This is a genomic window from Streptomyces sp. NPDC018019, from assembly GCF_044327805.1.
Taxonomy (GTDB): domain Bacteria; phylum Actinomycetota; class Actinomycetes; order Streptomycetales; family Streptomycetaceae; genus Streptomyces.
Genome location: NZ_JBIRGD010000002.1, coordinates 260,178 through 282,134, shown reverse-complemented (window position 1 = coordinate 282,134; position 21,957 = coordinate 260,178). Strand labels below are relative to the sequence as shown.

Below are 21,957 nucleotides of genomic sequence, written 5' to 3'. Positions count from 1 at the left end.
ACGGCGGAACAGGGGCGCGGGCGGTGTCGGCGCCGTGATGGTGGTGCGGCGGAGGTCAGGCGCCGGTACGGCGCAGTACGAGCCCGACGCTGCCGCGCTTGCTCAGATACGCCCGGCCGCCGCAGACCGGCTCCACCCGGGGCGGCACGAGCCGGGTCTCCTCGACCGTCCGCCATACCGTGGACGCGGCGAGCCAGGGCCGCAGCCGTGTCTCCAGCGCCTCGGGTTCCAGGGCGAGGAAGAGCAGACCGGTGGGCAGGTCGTCGAGCAGCGCCGGGTCCTGGCCGTAGTAGAGCATTTCGATCAGCAGGTACGCGGCGCCTTCCGGCCCCTCCTTGGCCAGTCCGGCGAGGTCTTCGGCGCCGACCTGCACGGCGTCGGTGTCCCGGAGCGCGGTGTCGAGCCGGGCCCGGAAGTGCGGGTTGGGCTCGGTGGCGTACACAGAGAAGCCGTCCGCCGCGAGCCGGGACGTCAACGCGCCCTCGCAGGCGCCGACTTCCACCAGCGGCGGTCCGCCGGGCGGGCAGTGCCGCCGGATCCAGGCGGCGGTCGCGTCCAGGCGCCGGGCCTCGTACGGCGAGGTGGCGAACTCCCACGGGTCCGCCACGGCGGCGGCCTCGTCGTCCAGGCTGGCGAGCAGCGCGAAGAGCCGTTCGCGTTCACCGGGGTCGGCGCCGAAGAACCGCTCGGTGGCCGGGATGCGGGGGGTCTCCACCACGAACTGCGGCGACGGTGTGTCGAGCAGCCCGGCGGCGTGGCGGTTGACGAAGTCGAGTTTGGCGGCGACCTGGTCCCGGCCGAGCGGGCGGTCGAGGTCGCTGACGAACTGGAGGTAGGGGGAGTAGCCGACGGCGTGCCGGACGGTGAGCACCGGCGGGCCGCCCGGTCCGGCGGCGTCCGGCAGACCGGCGCAGGCCACGGCGGTGTCCCGGCCGACACGGCCCCGGCTGCGGCGGTTGTCGGCCGGCGAGTGGGTCCACACACGGGCCGGGCGGCCGTCGGCGGCGCGGCGTACCAGTTCGGCGAGGGCGGCCGGGCCGGGCGAGGCGGCGTCGTCCTCGGCGGACCGTACGTACGGGGCGAGCAGCGCGAGGCGTTCGGCCGGCGGCAGGCCGGCGGGCAGCGGGAGGATGTCGCCGTGGTCGGCGAGGACCACGGCGGCCGGGCCGCCGCCGGGGTCGGGGTCGGTCAGGACGGAGAGGAAGTCGAGGACGGCGTCCTCGACCCGGAGTACGACCACGATTTCGATCATGGACCGGTCCCAGGTGCGGAGCTGGCGGGGGAGCGAAGCGGGTGCCGGCGGTGCGCGGTCCGCGCGGGACCGCGCCGGCTGCGAGCCGGCCGGGCGGTGCGACGAGCAGGGCGGAGCGGGAGCCGTACGGCCGGTGCGCCGTACGGGAAGGACCCTAACCGCCCCCACCTTCGTGGTCCAGACCAATGTGCTTGACGCTTGCATTCCGGCCAGCGCGGTGGCCGGAAAGCGCTCCCCGGGTCCGGGTGTACTCCGGAAACCCTCCTCCGGCGGCTACGGGACGACCGTGACCGGCCAGCGCCCGGCCTTGACCAGCCGTACCGCCACCGAGCCCATGATCCGGTGCCCGGCGGACTCCGAGGCCCCCACCACCACGGCGTCCGCCGTCAGCTCGTCGGCCATCTGCACCATGCCGGAGTACGGGTCGCCGCGCAGCGTGTGGAACTCCCAGCGCAGGTCGTACGTCCCCTGCACCCGCTCCGTCGCCGCGCGGATCTCCGCCATCAGCTCGTCGGCGACCTCGTTGGTGGCGTCCACGACCGGCGCGCCCATGGCCGCCCCGGCCGGCAGCACCGGCTGCACGTACACCAGGGCCAGCTTGGAGCCCTGCCGGCGGGCCAGCCCCGCCGCGTAGGCGGCGGCGCGCCACGACGAGTCCGACCCGTCGACGCCGACGACGATGACCTTCGGGCCGTCCGTACCGCGCTCGAAGGGCGCGGGCGTGTTCTCCTCCACACGAGGAGGTTATCGGGCACCTCCCGCCGCTTTTCCGCAGGGTACGCGCACCGGCCACCCCGGCCGGGCACTCCGCAGCCGCCGTCCCCCGGCCGCTTCGGTCACGCCCCCGTGCCGCCGCCGCGCTCCGGCAGCACCGGCCGCCATGGCGCGAAGGCGCTCGCGTCGCGCGGCAGCATCGCCGCCAGCTCGGGGCAGTGCCGCAGGATGACCGAGTTCATACCGCCCCGCGCGATCCAGTCCATGCCGAGCGGCGTGTACAGCTCCGGCCGGAAGTCGACGGTCAGGAACCGGTCGGACTGGATGCGGCGGGTCGCCATCAGGATGAAGACGCGGAAGGCGGTGTCGCTGAAGCCGAAGCCCTCCGGCGGGTTCTCCGCGAACAGCCCCACCATCGTGTCGACCTCGTCGACGTCGCGGTAGACCTCCTTGAGCCGTGCCACCGTCTCCGGCTCGGAGCTGATGTCCTCGAAGCGGCGCACCCGCGGCTTGCGCAGCCCGGCACGGAAGTCGTTGTAGCGCGGCACCCCGCGCCGCCGGGTCCGGGCGAGGTCGACCACCGACAGGTCGATGATCTCCCCGTCCCGCTCGAAGCGGGTCAGCGCCTTCGGGTAGTTGTGCAGCGTGATCGCGCCCGGGTGCGCGATGCCCAGCGAGTACAGGGTGTCGGTCAGGCGGGTCTTGCGGACCACGCCCTCGGCCGCCGTGCCCTGGATCTCGTCGAACGTGACGGTCTCCACCCGCTGCCCGAAGCGGTGTTCGCGCAGCTCGTAGTCGTCGGGGAGCAGCGGGTGCATCCGGTAGACGGTGACGAAGTCCTCGGTGAGGGAGTACGGCACCTTGTGGTGGTCCGGCAGCGTCTGCGGGATGCCGCGCAGGGCGTGCGACTCGACCAGCCACAGCCCCAGCTTGCTCAGCCAGTTGTCCGGCGGGCCCTGCCAGTTCGTCTTCAGGCCGATGTCGATGGCCTCGGTGGCCAGGATCGCCGGTGTCCACTCCACGGTGTGGATCTTCGCGATCAGCGCCGAGACGATCAGCCGGGCGGTGTGGTGGATCCGGTCCTGGCTCATGGCCGGGTACTCGGCGTGCAGCGCGTCGCACAGCGCGTTGTGCTCCCGGGCGAAGAGCGTGTGCATCACGCTCAGACCCAGCCACCAGTTCTCGTTGAAGCCGGTGAGCGGGATGCCGTTGGGGCCGACCGGCAGGTGCCCGTCCTCCAGGCGCAGCTTCGGGCCGTCCGGCTCGCGCAGCGACCGCGCGGTGGCCTCGTCGCCGCCGTACACCTCCGAGCCGTCCCACCACGGCGAGGTGGTGTTGGTGAACAGCAGCGGCGGCTCGCCGGGCCGCTGCACGCCGATGTTGTCGGCGAACCGCATCACGTCCTCGGGCGGGCCGCCGGGCGTGTTGGTCCAGGCGCTGCCCGGCGGCATCGGGATCTCCACGGAACGCTCGCCGGGCGTGTACCGCCGGTGGTTGACCCAGTCGTGCACCTGGAACTGGATCCACGCCGCGGCGAGGATGTTCAGCGAAGGCGCCGGCCGGAACGCCGTGCGGTGCAGCAGCTCCCGGGCGACGGTCACCGGGTTCGGCACGTCGAACAGGTCGGGCCGGTACACCGGCGCCAGGTTGCGGCCGAAGGTGGAGCCGATCGCGCCCATCCGGGGCTCGGACAGGTCGGTGGCGGAGCCGTCGTACGTACGGGCCGTCCGCGCGCCCTCGTCCACCGTCTCCGGTACCGGCACGGCCTGCGGCGGCGCCTCCGGGACCTCGGTGTCGATGAGGTTGAAGCGGCGCAGCGCCTGCCGCAGCGCCACCAGGTTCAGCAGGCTCAGGTTCAGCGGGAGCCGGTGCCACGGCACGTACCGGTTGAGCAGCCGGAAGCCGGCCCGTACCGGTACGCCGAGCACGGTGTTGCGCAGCGGCTCCTCCGTACGGAACCGGGTGCCGAGCCGGTGCCCGGCGCTCGCCCGGTAGGCGGCCTTGCGCGCCCGGTTCAGATTGCCCAGCGGGCGGAACGCGTCCGTGGTGTGCCACGGGTTGAACGCCAGCGCCTCCACCCGGCGGGCCGCGGAGCGGGCCTCGGCGGTGGTGACGTCCTGCCGCGGGATCGTCAGCCGTCCGACCGGGACGACCGGCGCGTCCGCCTCCCGCCACCGCGCGGCGCCGTCCTCGACGGGCGTGCGCTCCTCGCTCACGTACCGCTGCACGCACAGCTCGAACTCGACGTCGGCCAGGGCCAGCCGGCCCGCCAGCTCGTGGCGCAGCAGGTCCGGGTCGTGCCGGTCCGGGCGCGGCGCGGGGGCACCGCCCGGCGCGGGCCGCAGCTGGTAGCGGACCGGTCCGGCCTCGCCCCACAGGATCGCGCCGCGGCTCCAGTAGGTCTCCCGCGCCAGCGACCCGACGACGTGCCGGGTGGCGGCCCGCACGTTCCGGCGCATCCGGGTGGCCGTGCCCCAGCCCACCGCCAGCGGCAGCTTCACCAGCAGCCCGAACGCTTTCTGCACCGGGCTGCGGGCCCCCGCCATCGCCTTGGCGAACGCCACGAACTCCCGCGCGTCGCGCGCGTGCGAGACCGGGAAGTTCGTCGCCAGCAGGTCGTGCGTCTCCTGTGCCGACACCTCGACGCGCACCGCGATCCCGCGCAGGTCGGGCGCGGTGTCCGGCTGCGCCGTACCGCTCGCGTTCGACAGCCGCACCACCGCCGGGTACTGCGCGCCCGGCTGCACCCACCCCGAGGCCAGCGTGGCGGGCAGTTCCTCGTCGAACCGCAGCCGGGCGTTCTCCACCCCCAGCGCCGCCTTGGCGTGGAAGGCCCGCTCGACACCGTGCGCCCCGTTCCCCCTGTTCTTGAGCTGGACCGCCATCAACTGCCGCGCCAGCTCCTCGAAGACCAGCCGCTCCGCCTCCGGGCTGCCGCCCTCGTACGTTTCGTACCGCGTGTGACTCACGGTGTCGGCCATGGCAGAACACCCTCCGTACGGAAGAAGGGCGCACGACGCTACTCGTCTCCCGCGCGGCCGGACAGGGGCTGTTTCGGGCGGATTCGTGGATCAATATGGAGCATTGCCCGTTGCAGAGATCGTCATGGACTTCCGCCGGACCGGCGAAGTGAATCAGTGTTGGCTTTTCGTCCCGTCAGCTATCGTGGACGGCACGTTTGCAGGCAGCTGCTGTGCAGCAACGCTGGAGGAACGAGGGGGTGCGGTTCAGTGCCGCAGGAAGTGTTCGGCGCGATCGGCGATTCGCGTATGCGCTCCGTTGCCCGTCGGGGACCGTCCACCTGCTGAGGCCGGCCCCGCTTTCCGCTGTTCCGCGCGCCTACCGGCGCACACCGGTGCCTGCAGCCGCCTGAATTCCGCCTCGGTCACGTATGCCGGGAGGGTTTCTGCCTTCCCCGTGCACCACGAGGTGACCCTCCACGCCGTATCCGGCGGATCGTCCTGCGGTGGTGCCGCTCCGGCGGAGTGCGGCCCGTTCGGCCGGACGACGGCAGAAATCCGTGGAGAGTATGTCATGTATGCATCAACCCTTGGCTCCGGCGCCCCCGCCCGTCCGTGGGAGGAGGTGCTCGCCGACCTGCAACCGCGGCTCTTCGCCTCCTTCACCCGCGCCGATCACCACATCAAAGGCGCTCAGTATGTGCGGGGCCTGCTCACCGCCCCGGGACGCAAATCCATCGCCAACATCGCCCGCTCCCTCGGCGATTCCGGATCGGCCCAGCGGCTGCACCATTTCATCAGCGAAGCGCCTTGGGACTGGCGTCCCGTGCGCGCGGCCCTGTCCGCGTACGTGACGGACATCGCCGCCCCACGGGCCTGGGTGGTCCGGCCCGTGCTCATCCCCAAAAGAGGCCGGCGCTCGGCGGGGGTGCACCGCCGCTTCCTCCCCGCGGCCGGCCGGTTGGTGAACGGACAGCAGGCCCACGGTCTCTGGTACGCCACGGATGCCCTCAACGTACCGGTCGACTGGTACCTGCATGTGCCCGCCGCGGACCGGTCGCCCCGGAAACAGCACGGATCGGTGTCCCGGCCGGGACCTTCCGGGCCCGTCGTGCGCTTCGATGTCGCGTGCGGGGCCTCTTCCGTTCCGGTGCTGTGGGACGGCCGCGCACACGAGGCGGCGAGCGTACTGCGCACCTTCGAGGCGCCGCAGCGGCCTGTCATGGTGAGCCTGGCGGGGGAGTGCGCCCTGCGGCTGCCGGCTCCGTCCGGGTGGCCCGTCTCCGACGCGGCGATGCCCGTCGAGCACGTCCTGGCCTCTCCGCAGGCGGCACGGATCGCCGCCTGCACGGTCGCTCCCGGGGTGCGGGCCGTGACCGCGCGGGCCGTCCTGCCGCGTCCGCGAGGGCAGGCCCCCGGCCCGAAGGTGGCCCTGTACGCCCAGTGGGGCACGGGGCCGGACCAACCGGCCGAATATTGGGTCACCACGCTGTTACGGACCCCCGCGGCCGAGTTGTACCGGCTCACGCAACTTGCCGCCCAGGTGGCCCGGGACAGCGTCCGCACGGGGAACAGGACCGGACTGCAGGATTTCAAGGGCAGGTCCTTCGGCGGCTGGCACCGCCATATGACGATGGCGTCGGCTGCTTACGCGACGGTGAAGCTCAGTGAAGCCTCCCGCTGAATTCCGCACCGGCCCCGACTCCGGGCAGAGCTCCATGCATGGTGTGTTTTCTGTGTGCACGGTGTGTTTTCTGTGCGCGGTACCGCGGTCGACCGAGGCTGTTCCGGGGGAAATCGGCAGGGGGCGGGCCATACGGAACGGCCTGACCGCAACGCGCAATCATAGCCGCGCTCATGGCGGAAGTTGACATAAGCGTTGTGACCGAGAGCATGTTGTCGGCCGTCTGCGGCACCCCTATATTCAGCCAGGTCGTCGACGTGTCCGGCGGCTCTCTTCCTGGATTCCCCAGCCTTCGCTTTCCTGTCCCGCGCCTTTCGTCCGCCCTCATACGGCGGGCCGGCCCGCGCAGCCCCTGCGGGCACAGCAGGCTGACGACGAGAACGACCGCGCTGGACCTTGAGGTGCGTTCGGCGACGCGACACTCCGCCCTCCCCGCCGCCCTCGGCTCCTCCTCACCACCCACCTGTGCCCGTGGCGCACCGCCCTGCCGTCGGCGCCGTGGCCGCGGACAACAGTCCGGCACTAGAGGGCAGGCCCGCCACCATCGCGCGGCTTGTCCCAGAGAGGCAACAGACAGCCATGTCAGTGACACCACCGTCCGAACTCTCCGCCACGGCGCGCCAAGTCCGTACGAAACTCCCCTCGTTGACCGGATTGCGGTTCATCGCCGCGGCACTGGTCTTCCTCTTCCACGTCTCGCTGACGTACATGCCGATGAATCCGTTCGCGGACGAGGGGCTCGCGGCGGGCTTCCACTGGCTCTTCAGCAAGGCCGGCTGGATGGGGGTGAGCTTCTTCTTCGTCCTCAGCGGCTATGTGCTGACCTGGTCGGCCAGACCGCAGGACACCGTCACCGCCTTCTGGCGCCGCCGGCTGCTGAAGATCTTCCCCAACCACCTCGCCACCTGGGCGCTGGCCATGCTGCTCTTCGCCGGCGCCGTGACCCCGCCCGGGGCCTGGCTGCCGAGCCTCTTCCTGATCCACTCCTGGTTCCCGGACCCGGCCATCCACCTGAGCGCCAATCAGCCTGCCTGGTCACTCTGCAGCGAGCTACTGTTCTACCTGCTCTTCCCCTTCATCATCCGGCCGCTGCTGAAGATCAAGGGGGACCGGCTGTGGTGGTGGGCCGGGGCCATGGTCGCCGGCATGGTGGCCGTACAGCTGGTCACCGACTTCCTGGCCCCGGCCGGCCCGCCGGCGCCCGGAACCCCGGTGACGGTCTGGCAATGGTGGGTCGGCTACAACTTCCCGCCGCTGCGCCTCTTCGAGTTCGTCCTCGGCATGCTGCTGGCGCGTCTCGTACGGGAAGGCCGCTTCCCCAGGATCCGGATTCTGCCGGCCGCCGGGCTCGTCCTGGCCGGTTACGCGCTCGCGCTGGCCGTGCCCTTCCTCTACGGCCTCAACGTCGCCACCATCGTGCCCGTCGCGGTCCTCATCTGCGCCGTGGCCATGGCCGACATCAACGGCACCCCGACCGTGCTGCGCAGCCGCTCCATGCAATGGCTCGGTGAGGTCTCCTTCGCCTTCTACCTCGCCCACTACGTGGTGCTGTACTTCGCCCGGACCGCCCTGATGAACGGTCAGGTGTACGGCCCCGTCGCCGCCACGGCGGAGATCCTGGGGTCCTTCCTCGTCACGCTGGGTCTCGGCTGGCTGCTGCTGGTGTGTGTGGAGCGGCCCGTGATGCGCCGCTGGGCCCGTCCCCGTCGGGCGCCCGGCCCCGGGGCGGGGACGGAGCGCCTCAGCCGCGCCGGAGAGCGGTGATGGCGCGCGCCAGAAGCGCGTGCAGCTGCTGACGTTCCTCCTCGCTGAACTCGTCGTCCAGCCTGCCCTCCACCGAACAGATCAGCTTGTCGGCCTTCTTGAACAAGGCCCGGCCCGCGCGCGTCAGGCTGGAGACCAGCACCTTCTGATGCACCTGCGACGTGGTGCGGGTGATCAGGCCCTTGGTCTCAAGATTGTTCAGAATCGTGGTCATCGTCTGCGACGTGACCATGCACTCCCGTGCCAACTGCGCCCCGGACAGGCCGGGCTGACGCTGCAACACCAGGAGAGCCACGTACTGCGGCACCGTCAGGTCCACGGTGCGCAGGACGTGGCTCTTCTCGCTGATCAAGTACTGCTCGGCGCGCTTGATGAGATGCCCTGTCCGGTCGTGGAAGTCCGCCGGGCCTGAGCGCTGGGCATCTGCCGCTGGGGTGTGTGTCATGTCCTGCTCTCCGTGCTCGTCCGGTCGGACTCTATATCGAAACAGGGCTGACCACGCATGGCCCGGCATTTCGGTCAGGGCTTCCGGCGCCGGGCTCGGCCACCTGGGTCACGACGCACAGAACGGCCCCGGCGACTCCGGCCACTTCGTCCGTGTATCAGGGTTCGTGTCTGAATCAGTTTACCGCCAGAAGGGCGAGCACTGTCACGCGGTGACTCGCAACCGGTTTACCGGGATTTTGCGAGCTGTGTACCCGGTCGGTGTGCCGGTGCGCGGGCGGGGCCACGGCCTGCTGTGGCAGGGGTGTCATCTGTATCAGAGTCCTGATAGTGTCTCGTGCCCTGGCTCCTCCGTCCCCACCTGCCGTCCGCCGCCCGTGACCGGGCCGGACGCACATCCCGGCCGCACCTCACCGCCGGTGCCGCTCCCCCGTGATCACGCGGGGCCGGCGGTGAGGTGCCACGAGCAAGCCTCACGCCGCTCCGGAGGCGGCGCATCTCATGTCCTCAGCCCTCAGCACTTCCCGGCCCACCGCCCCACGGCGGGCGGCGGTCGTTCTGCTGTCCGCGTGCCTGTCGGCGCTGCTGCTGCCGTTGTCCATGGCCGGCACCTCGGTGGCGCTGCCCAGCATGGGGGCGGAACTGCACGCCTCGCTGTCCTCGCTCCAGTGGGCGATCAACGGCTACAACCTCGCCTTCGGCTGCCTCGTCCTCGCTGCCGGGTCCCTCGCCGACCTGGTGGGCCGCCGCCGGATGTTCGCGATCGGCACCGGGCTGTACGCGGTGGGTGCGCTGGTCTCCGCCCTGGCCGGGGACATCCTCGTGCTGGACATCGCGCGGACCGCCTCCGGTCTCGGCGCCGCCGCTGCCCTGCCGAGCGGCAGCGCGCTGCTCGCCCAGGCCTTCGAAGGGCCCTCCCGCGCCCGCGCGTTCGGCGCGTTCGGCACCACCACCGGCATCGGCCTCGCGCTGGGCCCGACCGTCGCGGGCCTGCTCGTCGGCAACTTCAGCTGGCGGGCCGTCTTCCTGGTCCCCGCCGTGATCGCCTTCGTGGTCGTCGCGCTGACCCCCTGGATCCCCGAGTCCCGCAACCCCGCGGGCGGGCGGGTCGACAAGAGCGGCACCTTCACCTTCACCGGCGCCCTGCTGCTGCTCATCTACGGCCTGGTCGAGGGACCGCAGGCAGGCTGGGGCAGCGCGCTGGTGCTGGGGTCGTTCCTGGCGGCGGCGGTGCTGCTCGTCGCGTTCATCGCCATCGAACGCCGCCAGGAGCACCCGATGTTCGACCTGAGCCTGCTGGCCCAGCCGCAGTTCCTGGCGCTGTGCCTGACGGCGGTCGTCGTGGTCTTCGGGTTCACCCCGCTGCTGGTCGCGCTTCCCACGTACTTCTCGGCGGTGGACGGCCTCGACGCGCAGCAGGCCGGCCTGACACTGATCATGCTCACCGGAGCGACCCTGGTCTTTCCGGTCATCGCGGGCTTCCTCACCCGCTGGATCCCGGCGAAGGTGCAACTCGTCATCACCATCGCGCTGATGGCGATCGGTGCGGCCTGGCTGACCGTGATCGAACCCGGCTCGTCCCACTGGACCATCCTCGGACCGCTGCTGTGCCTCGGCATCGCCACCGGCATCTCCTTCGGACTGCTCGACGGCGCCGCGGTCAGCAGCGTCCCGGCCGGGCGTGCGGGGATGGCCGCGGGCATGTTCAACACCATGCGACTGGCCGGGGAGGCCGCCTCCATCGCGGTGATCAGCTCGCTGCTGGTCAGCTTCACACGCAGCGGTCTCGGCAGCGGCCTGGGCTCCTTCGACAGTCCGTACGCGAACGATCCCGGCAGGGTCGCGAACCTGCTGAACCAGGGCGACATGGACACACTCGTCAAGAGCGTGCCTCCCGGTACGGCCCGGCAGGGGTTCGCGGAGGTGGCCGGTGCCGCGTACACCGGAGCCCTGCACACCGTGCTGTGGATCCTGTTCGCCATGTTCGCCGTTGCCGTACCGGTCGTGGCGCTGCTGCTGCGCGAGCGGCGGAAGACCGCCACGGAGAACGGCACCGGCGACCCGTCGCCGGCCGCCGGTCCTCAGGGCGAGCAGACACAGCAGCCGAGCGGCGTCGGGTGAGGCCCTCCGTGCCCCGCCGACCATCGGGGCCCGGTTCGCGGACCGGGCCCGCCGTCGCCGGACAGCGCAAATTCCGGCATACGAGATGTCGGCCTTTCGGGCGATCCGGACGGGGACGATAATGGCAAGTCCGGGCGGTGGACGACTTTAAGGCGATTTTACGAAGCGTCAGTTGTGTGTGATGGCCGGTCAATATTATCGTCGGAGTTGGTTGGCATGCGAATGTAACTGTCGGCCGGTGGTCAGGCGGGAATGAGTCGCGCCAGGGCTCACTCGTCTCTGAACAAGGGGGCAGGAATGTGTGAGCAATTAGTGGGTCCGATGCGCACCGACAGGTGTTGTCGCACCCATCCGAGGCAGCGAAAACGGCGGCACGGCTGTTGTCCGCGAGCCGTCTCCCCGCATCGCACAGGTGCGCTCCCGCTTGTGGCACCCCGGCCGGATGCCACAGGTCTGGCGAATCCCCTTGGTCGGTGCGGACATAGGGACCGGCATGTCACACGCGCTGACCTGGTCAGCGAATGCGTCGCCTTCGCAGCGAAGGCGACCCTTTGCGTGCGTACCACGCACAGAGCGCCCCGCCGCCCGGACAGACGCGAGCCGGGATTCGCGCAGCTGGTTCTCTCTCCAGTAGTTAGCTGAGATGAACGCGCTGCGCTCCACGGACAGCTGGGGCGGCGCCGGTGAAGAGCGCTGCCGCGGTGGCGGCACGCGTGCGTGGGCGGTACGCGGAAAAAGAAGTCAGCCGACCGGAGCGCCTTCGGGTGCCCGGGTGCTGAAGCTGCCGTTATACCCGTCGCTTTTCCGGCCGTCCGGCTGACCCCTCTGCCGTTTCCGGCCCGGAGTTTCGTGCGCTGAAGATATTCACCTCGGAGGATCCGCGTGAGCATGCCTCCGGGCTGCTTTTCGTACACAGGGAATCGGTAGTCCCGCTGTCTGCGAGCCTCTCGTGTCACGGTGCGCCGACGAAGGAGGAAACCTGCCGGCGGGTGCCGGAACCGGAGCAACCAGGCTGACAACAGCAGGTCGTTGATCGACTGTCGGGGGAAGAGAATGCCTTATAGCGGTGAAAACCATGCACCGGACTTCGCCGGACTTGCCGAGGGTGCGAAGAACGTGACGACGGCCTCCCACGGCGTCGGCCTTCCCCCGACAGAGTACGTCGAGATCCGTTCCCTGGTGTGCGGGAACTCCCCGAGGCTGGGCGGACCGAACCCACGGCACGTCAACTTCCTGGCGGAATTCGAGGGGACGCTCCCGCCCATCCTCGTGCACCGTGACACGTTGCAGGTGATCGACGGGGAGCACCGCGTGCTGGCGGCCCGGCAACGCGGCGACGAGAAGATCCTCGTGCACTTCTTCGACGGGAGCGAAGGGGACGCGTTCGTACGGGGAGTGAGAGCGAACATCACGCACGGTCTCCCGCTCACCCTGGCGGACCGGAGCGCGGCGGCCCACCGGCTGCTGAGCCTGTTTCCGGACTGGTCGGACCGGGCCGTCGCCCGGACCGCGGGCATCTCCGCCACCACCGTAGGCGCGATCCGCCGGCGTACGACTGATGAAACTGATCAGTTGAACACCCGGCTGGGGCGGGACGGCAAGATGCGACCGCTGAACGCCGCGGACGGGCGGCGGCGTGCGGCCGAGCTGATCCGGGGCAATCCGCACGCTTCGCTGCGTGAGGTCGCCAGAGAAGCAGGGATCTCGGTGGCAACGGTGCGCGATGTGCGCCAGCGGCTGTCGCAAGGCCGCAGCCCCGTTCCCGACAAACAGCTGCGGAACGAGAGCCGGCAGCACACGACGGTGCCCGGTTCGCCCGACGCCGGACCGGCGCGGAGCGGCAAGAGGCCGCCCACGGTGATCCTTGAGCGCCTGCGCAGGGACCCGTCGCTCCGGTCGAGGGGCATCGGCCGCAGCCTGATCACATGGCTGGGCGCACAGATCAGCGGAGCCGACAAATGCAGCAATGTGGTGGACTGGATTCCGGCGCATTGCGCTGCCCTGGTGATCGAGGCGGCCCACGGCCTCTCCCAGCAATGGTCCAACTTCGCGGAAGCACTGGAATGCCGCTCCGGGACTGACCAGTAGAAAGGCTTCCTCGAATACGCGGTCCTGGTCGCCGTTTGCTCTCCGGCCATGACCGCTTTTCCCGCCGTGCCCGGCCGGTCGCTCCAGCGGCCGGCCTTGCGCATGTCTGCGCGTTGCGGCCTGCGGAGCAGTCCGCGGAATACCGGGGAAATGTCATGCCGGCGAGGCTCCTTGGCTCTGCGGTCACAGGGACGGAGCAACGCGCGAATTTACCCCTTCTCTCCGTTCAAGTCCACCATCCCCGAGGTTGAACGGCACCGCCGTGACCGATCTGCCCGCCTTGTGGCGTGCGGGCAGGAAGGGTGTGGGGGAGTTTTCCTGCCTTGCCGTATTCCGTGCCGAATGGGCGGGCAGGCAGGGCGAGTCGGGCTGAAGATCGGAACCGGCGCGGTGCCGTGCTGTTCAACTTCCGCCGGGAAAGTGGTCGCACAAATTGTGCGCGAGCTATTCTGGCGTGCAGCGTCGTCACGGAATTACTGCCGCGGTCGGCCCGTTGGGAATTTCCCTTTCCCGCGCGAGCAGGTATCGCACCGACACGCTTGCGGCGCCTGCCGTACGAGGAAATGCGGTTATCGAAGCGTCAACGCAGCCGGCAGCAAGCTGCCCGTTCTCGGGCCGGGAACGGCTGCCCTTTTCGGCGGAAGAAGCAGCCGACGTCAAAAGCCTGCCCAATCTCGATGTACAGGATGAGGGTTGCCGTGAACATTCTCGCCCTGCTCCACAGCCCCCGGCCGTCCGGAAACGACACGACGATCCGCCGGATCGCCTCGCACCTGTCGGCCGGCGGCCACCGTGTCACCCTCGTGCCCGCACCGGACGACACCCACCGGCTGGGACAGGTGGCCAAGGAGAACGACACCGACCTGCTGATCGGTACCCATGCGCTGTTCAGCGGGAAGGCGTTCCTCGAACTCGGCCTGCCGTACCTGCTGATCTTCGCGGGTACCGATCTCAACGAGTTCTCCATGGAGGAAGAGCACCTCGCGGTCATGACCGAGGCGGTGGAGCGGGCGTCCGGTCTCATCGCCCTCAACGAGAACTTCCTGCGGCGATGTCTGTCCCTCTGGCCGCAGACAGCGGGCAAGGTGCATCGCATCGCCCAAGCGGTCTGGACGAAGCCGTCCGGCTTCTCGCTGCGGGAGAAACTGGGACTCGACCCCGACGCGAAGATGCTCCTGCTGCCTTCCGGTCTGCGCCCGATAAAGGACCCGCTGTTCCTCTTCAGACCAGTCAGCGCATGGCACCAGGAGGACCCGCGCATCCACCTCGTCATCACAGGAACGAGCTACGATCCGGATTTCGAGGACATCGTGATGCGGCGCATCGCGGGCAGCCGCGGAATCCACTACGCGGGCGTCCTGCCTCCCGAGGACCTGCATGCGTCCATGCGTGAGGCGACAGCGCTGGTCAATTCGTCACTGAGCGAGTGCAGCCCCAACGCCGTGCTCGAAGCCATGGACCTGCGGTGCCCGGTCCTCGTCCGTGACATTCCCGGCAACACCTGCATCGTCGGTCACGAGGACACGGGGCTGGTCTTCTCCACCCCGAGCGAATTCCAGAAGCAGGGTCAGCGACTCGTCCAGGACCCGGCCTGGGCGGAGCAGCTGGGCCGACGCGGACAGGACTTCGTCCGCAGCGTCCACGGAATCCGGGAAGAGCGCGCGGCGTACTCCGCTCTGATCGACTCCCTCGACATCTTCACCGCCACCGCCCCTCCTTCAGAGAACAGGACTCCCGTGCACGAGCAGATCGTCCAGGCGGACAACGTCGAAATCTGTGTCGAGACGTTCGGCGCGGCATCGGACCCGGCGGTACTCCTCATCGCCGGCGCGTCGGATTCGATGCTCGCCTGGGACGAGGAATTCTGCCGGAGGCTGGCGGACGGCGGCCGGTACGTGGTGCGTTACGACCAGCGGGACACCGGCCGTTCGACCAGTTACCCGGCAGGGCAGCCGCCGTACACGCTCCAGGACCTCGCCGCGGACACCGCGGCCCTGCTGGACTGTCTCGACATCAATACCGCGCACCTGGTCGGTATGTCGCTGGGCGGCATGCTGGCCCAGATCGCCGCACTGACCTTTCCGGACCGGGTCAATTCGCTGACGCTGCTGTCGTCGAGCCCGGGTGTCACCGACCCGCACCATCCGGACCTGCCGTCCCCGACCCTGCGGCTCAGCATCGCCCTCGACGACATCCCGGAACCCGACTGGGGGGACAGGGACGCGGTGATAGAACACCTCGTGGCGGTCCAGCGATGTCTGGCGAGCAGTACACGCGAGTTCGATGAGGCTGCCGGACGTAGCCGCGCCGGCGACATCTTCGACCGCGCCCCCGACGTGCTTCCCGCCACGAAGAATCACCTCGGCATGGACCAAGGCGAATCCTGGCGGCCGCGGCTGGGTGAGATAAAGGTGCCCACACTGGTGATCCACGGGGCGCAGGACGAGATGTACCAGCTCGCGCACGCCGAGGCACTTGCTACGGAGATCCCGCACGCCAAGCTCTTCCTGCTGGAAGACGCCGGCCACGAACTGGCCCGCGACGACTGGGAGAACGTGCTGACGGCGATCCTGCAACACACGACCTGATCCCCCGGAAAATTCCCGCGCTCATCTTCCCACGGCGATGCCAAGCGGCCCAAGGAGATGCCCGCACGCGGCTGTTGTTTCACGCGGGAACCGCCGTTGATCAGCGGCCCGTCGGCTACAGGAGGAGTCAAAGTGTACGACTACATCATTGTCGGTGCCGGTGCGGCCGGCTGTGTGCTGGCTGCACGGCTGAGTGAGGACCGCGATGTCACGGTGTGCCTGATCGAGGCGGGGCTCGGGGACGAAGGCTGCAATATCCATGTCCCCGCATACTTCCCGCGGCTCTTCGGCGGTTCCTGCGACTGGAATTACCGGTCGGAAGCGGAAGAGTTCTGCGACGGACGGCAGATAAACCTGCCGCGGGGACGGGTCATCGGCGGGTCCACCTCCATGAACGCCATGATCTACAGCCGCGGACATCGCGCCTACTACGACCAGTGGAAGCGGCCGGACTGGGAGTTCGACAAGCTCCTGCCGTATTTCAAACGCGCGGAGAACAACGAGCGTGGCGCCTCTCATTACCATGGCGTGGGCGGCCCGCTGTCGGTGTGCGACCGGCGCTCCGCCAACGTGAGTTCGGAAGCGTTCGTGGCAGCCGCTGTCGAGGCGGGATACCCGGCCAACGACGACTTCAACGGCCCGGTCCAGGACGGTTTCGGCTTCTACCAGCTCACCCAGGCCAAGGGACGACGATGTAGCGCCGCGACGGCCTATCTCCGCCCGGCGAGGGAACGGGCGAACCTGACGGTGGAGACCGGGTTCCAGGTGCACCGGGTCCTGTTCGAAGGCAACAAGGCAACCGGGATCAAGGGGCTGCGCCGCGACGAGGTCGTCGAGCTGCGAGCCGCGCGCGAAGTCATCATCTCCGCGGGCGCGTACAACTCACCGCAGCTGTTGATGCTGTCGGGGGTGGGGCCGGCGGAACATTTGCGGGAACACGGGATACCCGTGGTCCTCGACCAGCCCGAGGTCGGGCAGAATCTCAGCGACCATCCGCACGCCCTCCTGGTGTTCACCCACCCGGAGCCGGTGAGCCTGCTCGCCGCTGCCGATCCCCGGTACACCGAACAGTTCTTCCAGCACGGCACCGGACCGCTGACGTCCAACATCTCCGAGGCCGGCGGATTCGTCCGCTCACGTCCCGGCGTGGCAGCACCCGACCTGCAATTCCACGTGGCACCGACCATGTTCACCAAGGACGGCCTCACACAAAGCCATCACGCGATCTCCTTCGGGGCGGACATCCTCGATGTGCAGAGCCGAGGGCGGGTGCGCCTGCTGTCGGCCGACCCCATGGCGAAACCGAGGATCCAGCACAACTACTTCTCGGAGCCGGAGGACCTGGAGCTCGCGGTGACAAGTCTGCGGCTGTCGCTGCACATCGCGCGGCAGAAGGCTCTGGCGCCGTATGTGAAGACGCCGGTGGAAGCCCCGGCATCGGAGTCTGAAAGGGATCTCCGCGCATACGTACGCCGGTACGCGTCGACGGCCTTTCACCCGGCCGGAACCTGCGCCATCGGCGCGGTGGTCGATGAAGAGCTGCGGGTGATCGGAACGGAACGCCTACGGGTCATCGACACTTCGGTGATGCCGACCATCTTCTGCAACCCGAACGCGCCCACGATCGCCATCGCCGAGCGGGCGGCAGATCTGATCCGGAATATCACCCCGCTCGGATAACCGCGGCGAGCGCCGACGAGCAGTGCGGGACGGACACAGGAACCGTGTATGGAGAGGAGACAGCAGTGGCCGATCTCAAGGGAAAGTCCTGCGTGGTGACCGGTGCGGCCAAGGGGCTGGGGCGGGCCACCGCGACGTTGTTCGCGCAGATGGGTGCTCTGGTCACGGCGACGGACTGGGACGAAGCGGGGCTGTACGAGCTGGGCGGGGAATTGACAAAGGATGGCCATCAGGTCGAGACCGTGGTCGGGGACGTGGCCGAACCCGACGACGCGCGCCGCATGATGCGTTCTGCCGTCGATCGGTTCGGGCGTCTCGATGTACTGGTCGCGAACGCGGGCGTGATCCCCATGGTGAACATCGCCGACGCGACAGCGGACGACTGGGACCACGTGATGCGGGTCGACGGCCGGGGCATGTTCTTGACCTGCAAGTACGCGATCGAGGAGATGAACAGGGGCGGCGGCGGTTCGATCGTCTGCCTTTCCTCGATTTCGGGAATGGCCGGCCAGGCCGGACAAGCCACCTACGGACCGGCGAAGTTCGTGGCGTCCGGACTGACCATGCACCTCGCCATCGAGTGGGCGGCGCACGGCATCAGGGTCAACGCGGTGGCGCCGAGCACCACACGTACCGAATGGGTGCGCCGACTGGCCGAGGAGCCGGGTGGCGCGGACCGGCTCGCCGAAATCGAGCGCATTCACCCGATGCAGCGGCTGGGCGAACCTCGTGAAGTGGCGGAAGCCATCGCGTTTCTCGCCTCGGACGCCGCTTCTTTCATCACGGGCGTCGTTCTGCCCGTGGACGGTGGATATCTCGCCCAATGACCGGCCGACACGCCGGCACCCTGCCGGCGTCATTCCCGGTGCGCGGGCGCGGCGGTGGCGCCGGCGGCCCGTTCCTCGACGCGGACAGCCGTCCGGGAGAGGGAGCCGGTGCGGCCGCGGTCCAGGAAACCTGCCAGCAGCGCGATGAAGAGGCCGAGCAGGGTAAGGACCGCACCGGCTACGGCGGTGGAGGCCCAGCCGAAGCCGGCCGAGACCACCGCGCCGCCGAGCCACGCGCCGCCCGCGTTGGCCAGGTTGAAGGCGGACTGGTTGGAGGCGGAGGCGAGCGTGGGCGCGTTGTGCGCCTTGGTCATCACCAGCACCTGGATCGGTGTGACCGACCCGAAGCCGACGGCGCCCAGCACCACCACCATGACCAGCGTCGGCCAGGTGTGGTGCAGCGCGAGGGGGAAGACCAGCAGCGCCACCGCGAGGGCGGCGAGCATCCCGTAGAGGGTGGGGCGCAACGCCCGGTCGGTCAGCGGGCCCGCGGCGAGGGCGCCGAGGGTCATACCGATGCCGAACAGGGCCATCACCCAGCTCGTCGCGGACTCCGGCAGCCCCGTCACCTGGGTGGTGAGCGAGGCGAGATAGCTGAAGACGGTGAACACGCCGCCGAATCCGCAGACGGCGGTGAGCAGCCCGAGCAGCACCTGGCCGTTCCACAGGGCGCGCAGCTCATGGCCGAGGCCGGGCTGTCCCTCATGGGGGAGCTGGGGGATGAGCAGCGCGAGCGCGGCCATGGCCAGCAGGCCGATGGCGGTGACGATGAGGAAGGTGGTGCGCCAGCCGAGGTGCTGGCCGATCGCGGTGCCCACGGGCACACCCAGGATGTTGGACACCGTCAGGCCGAGGAACATCACGGCGACGGCCCGGGCGCGGCGGTTCTCGGGCACCAGCCGGGCGGCCACCACCGCGCCCAGACCGAAGAAGGTGCCGTGCGGCAGCCCGGCCAGCACCCGTCCCGCGAGGAGGGTGCCGAAGCCGGGCGCGAGTGTGGAGGCGAGGTTGCCGAGGATGAAGAGCGCCATGAGCGCGAGCATCATCCGCTTCCGCGGGATACGGGCGCCCAGGGCGGTGAGCAGCGGTGCGCCGATGACCACGCCGATGGCGTACGCGGAGACGAGGTTCCCGGTGGTGGGTACCGAAGTGCCCAGGTCGCCGGCGATGTCGGGCATCAGCCCCATCACGACGCATTCGGTGGTACCGAACCCGAAGGTCGAGATCGCCAGGGCGAGCAGGGCCAGAGGCATGGTGCGGGAAACCTTCCGAGCGGAGGTGGTCAAGGGCTGCCGGCCGCCTACAACCGGGCACGGGCGTCGGATCGCGCGGGGGAGTCCGTCCACAGGCACGCCGGAGCCGGTTCCCGGGAGCGGCTCCGGCGGGTTTCCGCAGACCGACGAGCTGATCGGGCCATCGATTGTCCCCAGCGGCCGCCCTCGTGTGTCAAGCGGAGACAGCGCAGCAGTTGCGCTCCGGCCGGGCACGACGTCCGCTCGCCGGGTGCGGAGCGGGCCGGGCCCGCTCCGCACGGAGAGGTCAGACGAAGTAGGGCCCGGTGATCCAGTTCTCCTGCGCGGCGAAGGTGTGTACGTAGCGCGGGTTGGTGAAGGTGCCCAGGTCCTCTTGTACGCGGTGGAACTCCGCGGAGCGCAGAGCGGCGTGGAGGGTGGGCACGTCGGCGAAGCTGAACTGGTGGACGCAGTCCAGCGGTGCTTCCCCGACGGCGTAGAGGGGGTCGCGGGTGAAGCCCTGCCGGTACCGGATCAGCCCCGGAACCTGAAGGGCCAGGCCGGCGTGCCGGCTCCTGCTGTGCTCGCGGAAGTCCGCCAGAGGCATGCCCTCCCGGCGCTTGGTCAGGAGGAAGAGCTTGGCTTCCGGGGCCCGGTCGGTGCGCGGCGGGCCGGGGAGGACGATGTGCGGGTCGGTGTCGAGGCCGAGGGTGCGCCAGAAGGCCGCCCACCGGGGTTCGTCGGCCCGTGCGCCGTCGAGGAATTCCGGGGTCTGCAAGGAGGCGAGCTGCCGCTCCTCGTCCGGCAGCCATATCTCGGCGACGCCGCACCACTGCGGGTCCCCGGAATCGCCGGGCAGCGGAATACGGGTGCCCACGCTGTACTGCTGGATGTGCGGGATCTTGCTGGCGTAGCGGGTCGCGTGGACATCGATCCAATACCGGTGGAACTCTTCTTCGGTGAGTCCCGGCTTGGGATAGGCGAAGATAAGCTGATGGATCATGGTCGTCTCCGATGGCTGAGGTCTGTTGTTCCCTGCGCCAGGATTTCTGGCCGTGGCGCGCCGGAGGCCCCGTCGTCGGGAATGTGGGGCCTCCCGCGCCCGGCGTCGCCCGGCGGTGCATGCTGCTCTTCCCATGGAAGCCGCCGTATGGTCGTGGAACAATATTCAGGCCTGCTGCGCCAGTGACTTCAGCGACTCGACGAAGTAGGTTATGCGGTGACGGTTTCGGTAGCGGAGTCGGGATATGCCACACCCAGTGAGTCGTATGCGTAGGCTGCTGAGACAAGGGTCATGTGATGGTGCCAGCCGATGAAGGAGCGGCCTTCGAAGTCCTGCATCCCATAGTCTTCCCGCAGATAGCGGAACGCCTTGGCGCCGTGCGTGTAGGCTCCGGTTATCTCCATGAGCTCCCTGATGTCCCGGTGGGTCAGATTGGTCAGCCAGGTGCGTCGGGCCTTGTGCTGCGCGGCCGACCATTCGGTCAATATGCGGTGCGGTTCGGCGCCGGCCGACGGAGCTGTGGGAAGCCGAATGAGCGAGGAGAGCACATAATTCTGTCGACGGTCCGCTGCCCGTTTCGGAGCGTTCAGCCCCCTGGGCAGCATGTGCTGCCGGACGGTCGTCGTCCTGATGGCCGCGCGCTGCTCCCGCGCTCCGGCGGGGACGGGGGAGGGAGCACGGTGCACGCCGGGAACGATGCTGAAATCGGGCCTGACTTCCACCAGGTAGTCCTGTCCCCGGTCGTCCAGGCCGGCGATCAAGGCGTCCATGTCGTCCAGCTGCTTCAGGTCCGCCACGACGGGACCCAGCGCGATGCCGTGGGCCGTGGCGTTGTCGACCATGTCCAGCACCAGCTGGGCCTTGCTCATGGGCCGCGCCGTATCCGGGATCCGGGCGCGTTCCCGGCGGCGGACATCCTTGATCCACTCGTCCTGGAGGTACAGCCGCCAGTCGATCGGAACCGCGGCCCACGCGCCGGTCCGGATCAGCCCGATTCCCACCTGACAGTTCACGGTGCGTCCCTCGGCGGGGATGAATTGGCGGGACACGCCCACTGAGTGACGTCCGTTCTTCGGGATGACCGCCTCTCGGACGGCGGTGAAGTGAGGGGCCATCGTGTTCTGCGCGATCTCTGCCAGACGGGTCCGCACCGGTCCCCAGTCCCAGGGGCTCTGGTTGATGAATTGCTGGAGCGATTGGGTGGACGCCTCGGCGTCTTCGCCCAGCAGCCGGTCCGCGATTCTGCGGATGCTCTTCTTGCCCGTGACCTCAAGAAGTCCCTGCAAATATACCTTCGCCCATCGGCGCTGATCCGCCCGCGGCAGGGATTCGAAGACGCTTCGGATGAAACTCCCCATGGGGTCATCGGTGCGACGCGAAGTGGAGCTGTGTGACGAGTGGAAAGGAGCACTCATCTCTCAATCCTTCCGTAGCGGCGATGGGCTGAAGCAACTCGCCTATCATGCATCACTCTTTGGCCCGTGCAAGACGCACCTAACGAAGTCAAAGGTTGCTACTCTCCGTTACTTTTCCGAGGTCTCGCATTTCTGTCCGCGGGTCGCCGGGCTGCAACTCTCCAGGTAATTGAGAAGTAAAATCT

The 21,957-nt window shown here is 69.2% G+C and carries 14 protein-coding genes; 7 read left to right on the top strand and 7 right to left on the bottom strand.

Translation table 11 applies throughout. The annotated features are described in order from the left end of the window. Positions 1 to 55: 55 nt before the first annotated feature. From ACH4FX_RS04435 to ACH4FX_RS04425, 3 genes are all read right to left on the bottom strand, one after another. Positions 56 to 1,252: a hypothetical protein gene (locus tag ACH4FX_RS04435; RefSeq protein ID WP_398475030.1), complete on the bottom strand. Its 1,197-nt coding sequence runs from the start codon at positions 1,250 to 1,252 to the stop codon at positions 56 to 58. A 273-nt stretch (positions 1,253 to 1,525) separates the two neighbouring features. Beyond that, positions 1,526 to 1,987, bottom strand: a complete 462-nt coding sequence (locus ACH4FX_RS04430; RefSeq protein WP_398475028.1) for a universal stress protein — start codon at positions 1,985 to 1,987, stop codon at positions 1,526 to 1,528. Between the two features lie 101 nt (positions 1,988 to 2,088). Continuing rightward, the gene (locus tag ACH4FX_RS04425) at positions 2,089 to 4,947 is read right to left on the bottom strand and encodes a peroxidase family protein (protein WP_398475026.1); all 2,859 of its coding nucleotides are present in this window, start codon (positions 4,945 to 4,947) and stop codon (positions 2,089 to 2,091) included. 553 nt (positions 4,948 to 5,500) lie between these two features. Between ACH4FX_RS04425 and ACH4FX_RS04420 the strand changes: the two genes are divergently transcribed. After that, complete coding sequence (locus ACH4FX_RS04420; RefSeq protein ID WP_398475024.1) at positions 5,501 to 6,610, top strand: IS701 family transposase; 1,110 nt, start codon at positions 5,501 to 5,503, stop codon at positions 6,608 to 6,610. Positions 6,611 to 7,255: 645 nt separating this feature from the next. Next, entirely contained in the window at positions 7,256 to 8,374 is a 1,119-nt protein-coding gene (locus ACH4FX_RS04415; protein ID WP_398475022.1) for an acyltransferase family protein, read from the top strand. Here ACH4FX_RS04415 and ACH4FX_RS04410 read toward each other — a convergent pair. Beyond that, positions 8,352 to 8,819, bottom strand: a complete 468-nt coding sequence (locus ACH4FX_RS04410) for a MarR family winged helix-turn-helix transcriptional regulator (protein WP_398475020.1) — start codon at positions 8,817 to 8,819, stop codon at positions 8,352 to 8,354. The two genes, ACH4FX_RS04415 and ACH4FX_RS04410, sit on opposite strands and share 23 nt — an antisense overlap. A gap of 500 nt (positions 8,820 to 9,319) precedes the next feature. Here ACH4FX_RS04410 and ACH4FX_RS04405 point away from each other — a divergent pair, with 500 nt between their 5' ends. The 5 genes from ACH4FX_RS04405 (at position 9,320) to ACH4FX_RS04385 (ending at position 18,122) form a co-directional block, all read left to right on the top strand. Next, on the top strand, positions 9,320 to 10,939 hold the full coding sequence (locus ACH4FX_RS04405; RefSeq protein ID WP_398475018.1) for an MFS transporter: 1,620 nt from the start codon (positions 9,320 to 9,322) through the stop codon (positions 10,937 to 10,939). Between the two features lie 1,029 nt (positions 10,940 to 11,968). After that, positions 11,969 to 13,027, top strand: coding sequence for a ParB/RepB/Spo0J family partition protein (locus ACH4FX_RS04400; protein ID WP_398475016.1), 1,059 nt, complete (start codon positions 11,969 to 11,971; stop codon positions 13,025 to 13,027). 698 nt (positions 13,028 to 13,725) lie between these two features. After that, the gene (locus ACH4FX_RS04395; protein ID WP_398475014.1) at positions 13,726 to 15,615 is read left to right on the top strand and encodes an alpha/beta fold hydrolase; all 1,890 of its coding nucleotides are present in this window, start codon (positions 13,726 to 13,728) and stop codon (positions 15,613 to 15,615) included. Positions 15,616 to 15,747: 132 nt separating this feature from the next. Continuing rightward, complete coding sequence (locus ACH4FX_RS04390) at positions 15,748 to 17,295, top strand: GMC family oxidoreductase (RefSeq protein ID WP_398475012.1); 1,548 nt, start codon at positions 15,748 to 15,750, stop codon at positions 17,293 to 17,295. 65 nt (positions 17,296 to 17,360) lie between these two features. Then, on the top strand, positions 17,361 to 18,122 hold the full coding sequence (locus tag ACH4FX_RS04385) for an SDR family NAD(P)-dependent oxidoreductase (protein ID WP_398475011.1): 762 nt from the start codon (positions 17,361 to 17,363) through the stop codon (positions 18,120 to 18,122). A gap of 29 nt (positions 18,123 to 18,151) precedes the next feature. Here ACH4FX_RS04385 and ACH4FX_RS04380 read toward each other — a convergent pair whose 3' ends face one another. The 3 genes from ACH4FX_RS04380 to ACH4FX_RS04370 all read right to left on the bottom strand — a co-directional run bounded on the left by ACH4FX_RS04380 (position 18,152) and on the right by ACH4FX_RS04370 (position 21,715). After that, positions 18,152 to 19,375, bottom strand: coding sequence for an MFS transporter (locus tag ACH4FX_RS04380; protein WP_398475009.1), 1,224 nt, complete (start codon positions 19,373 to 19,375; stop codon positions 18,152 to 18,154). A 286-nt stretch (positions 19,376 to 19,661) separates the two neighbouring features. Continuing rightward, positions 19,662 to 20,357, bottom strand: a complete 696-nt coding sequence (locus tag ACH4FX_RS04375) for an EthD family reductase (RefSeq protein WP_398475007.1) — start codon at positions 20,355 to 20,357, stop codon at positions 19,662 to 19,664. A 209-nt stretch (positions 20,358 to 20,566) separates the two neighbouring features. Beyond that, the gene (locus ACH4FX_RS04370) at positions 20,567 to 21,715 is read right to left on the bottom strand and encodes an IS701 family transposase (protein WP_398475005.1); all 1,149 of its coding nucleotides are present in this window, start codon (positions 21,713 to 21,715) and stop codon (positions 20,567 to 20,569) included. Positions 21,716 to 21,957: the final 242 nt, after the last annotated feature.

Coding starts and splice junctions, on each gene's coding strand:
- ACH4FX_RS04420 (WP_398475024.1), top strand. CDS start 5,501: ATGTATGCATCAACCCTTGGCTCCGGCGCCCCCGCCCGTCCGTGGGAG.
- ACH4FX_RS04405 (WP_398475018.1), top strand. CDS start 9,320: ATGTCCTCAGCCCTCAGCACTTCCCGGCCCACCGCCCCACGGCGGGCG.
- ACH4FX_RS04375 (WP_398475007.1), bottom strand. CDS start 20,357: ATGATCCATCAGCTTATCTTCGCCTATCCCAAGCCGGGACTCACCGAA.
- ACH4FX_RS04370 (WP_398475005.1), bottom strand. CDS start 21,715: ATGGGGAGTTTCATCCGAAGCGTCTTCGAATCCCTGCCGCGGGCGGAT.
- ACH4FX_RS04410 (WP_398475020.1), bottom strand. CDS start 8,819: ATGACACACACCCCAGCGGCAGATGCCCAGCGCTCAGGCCCGGCGGAC.
- ACH4FX_RS04435 (WP_398475030.1), bottom strand. CDS start 1,252: ATGATCGAAATCGTGGTCGTACTCCGGGTCGAGGACGCCGTCCTCGAC.
- ACH4FX_RS04425 (WP_398475026.1), bottom strand. CDS start 4,947: ATGGCCGACACCGTGAGTCACACGCGGTACGAAACGTACGAGGGCGGC.
- ACH4FX_RS04380 (WP_398475009.1), bottom strand. CDS start 19,375: ATGCCTCTGGCCCTGCTCGCCCTGGCGATCTCGACCTTCGGGTTCGGT.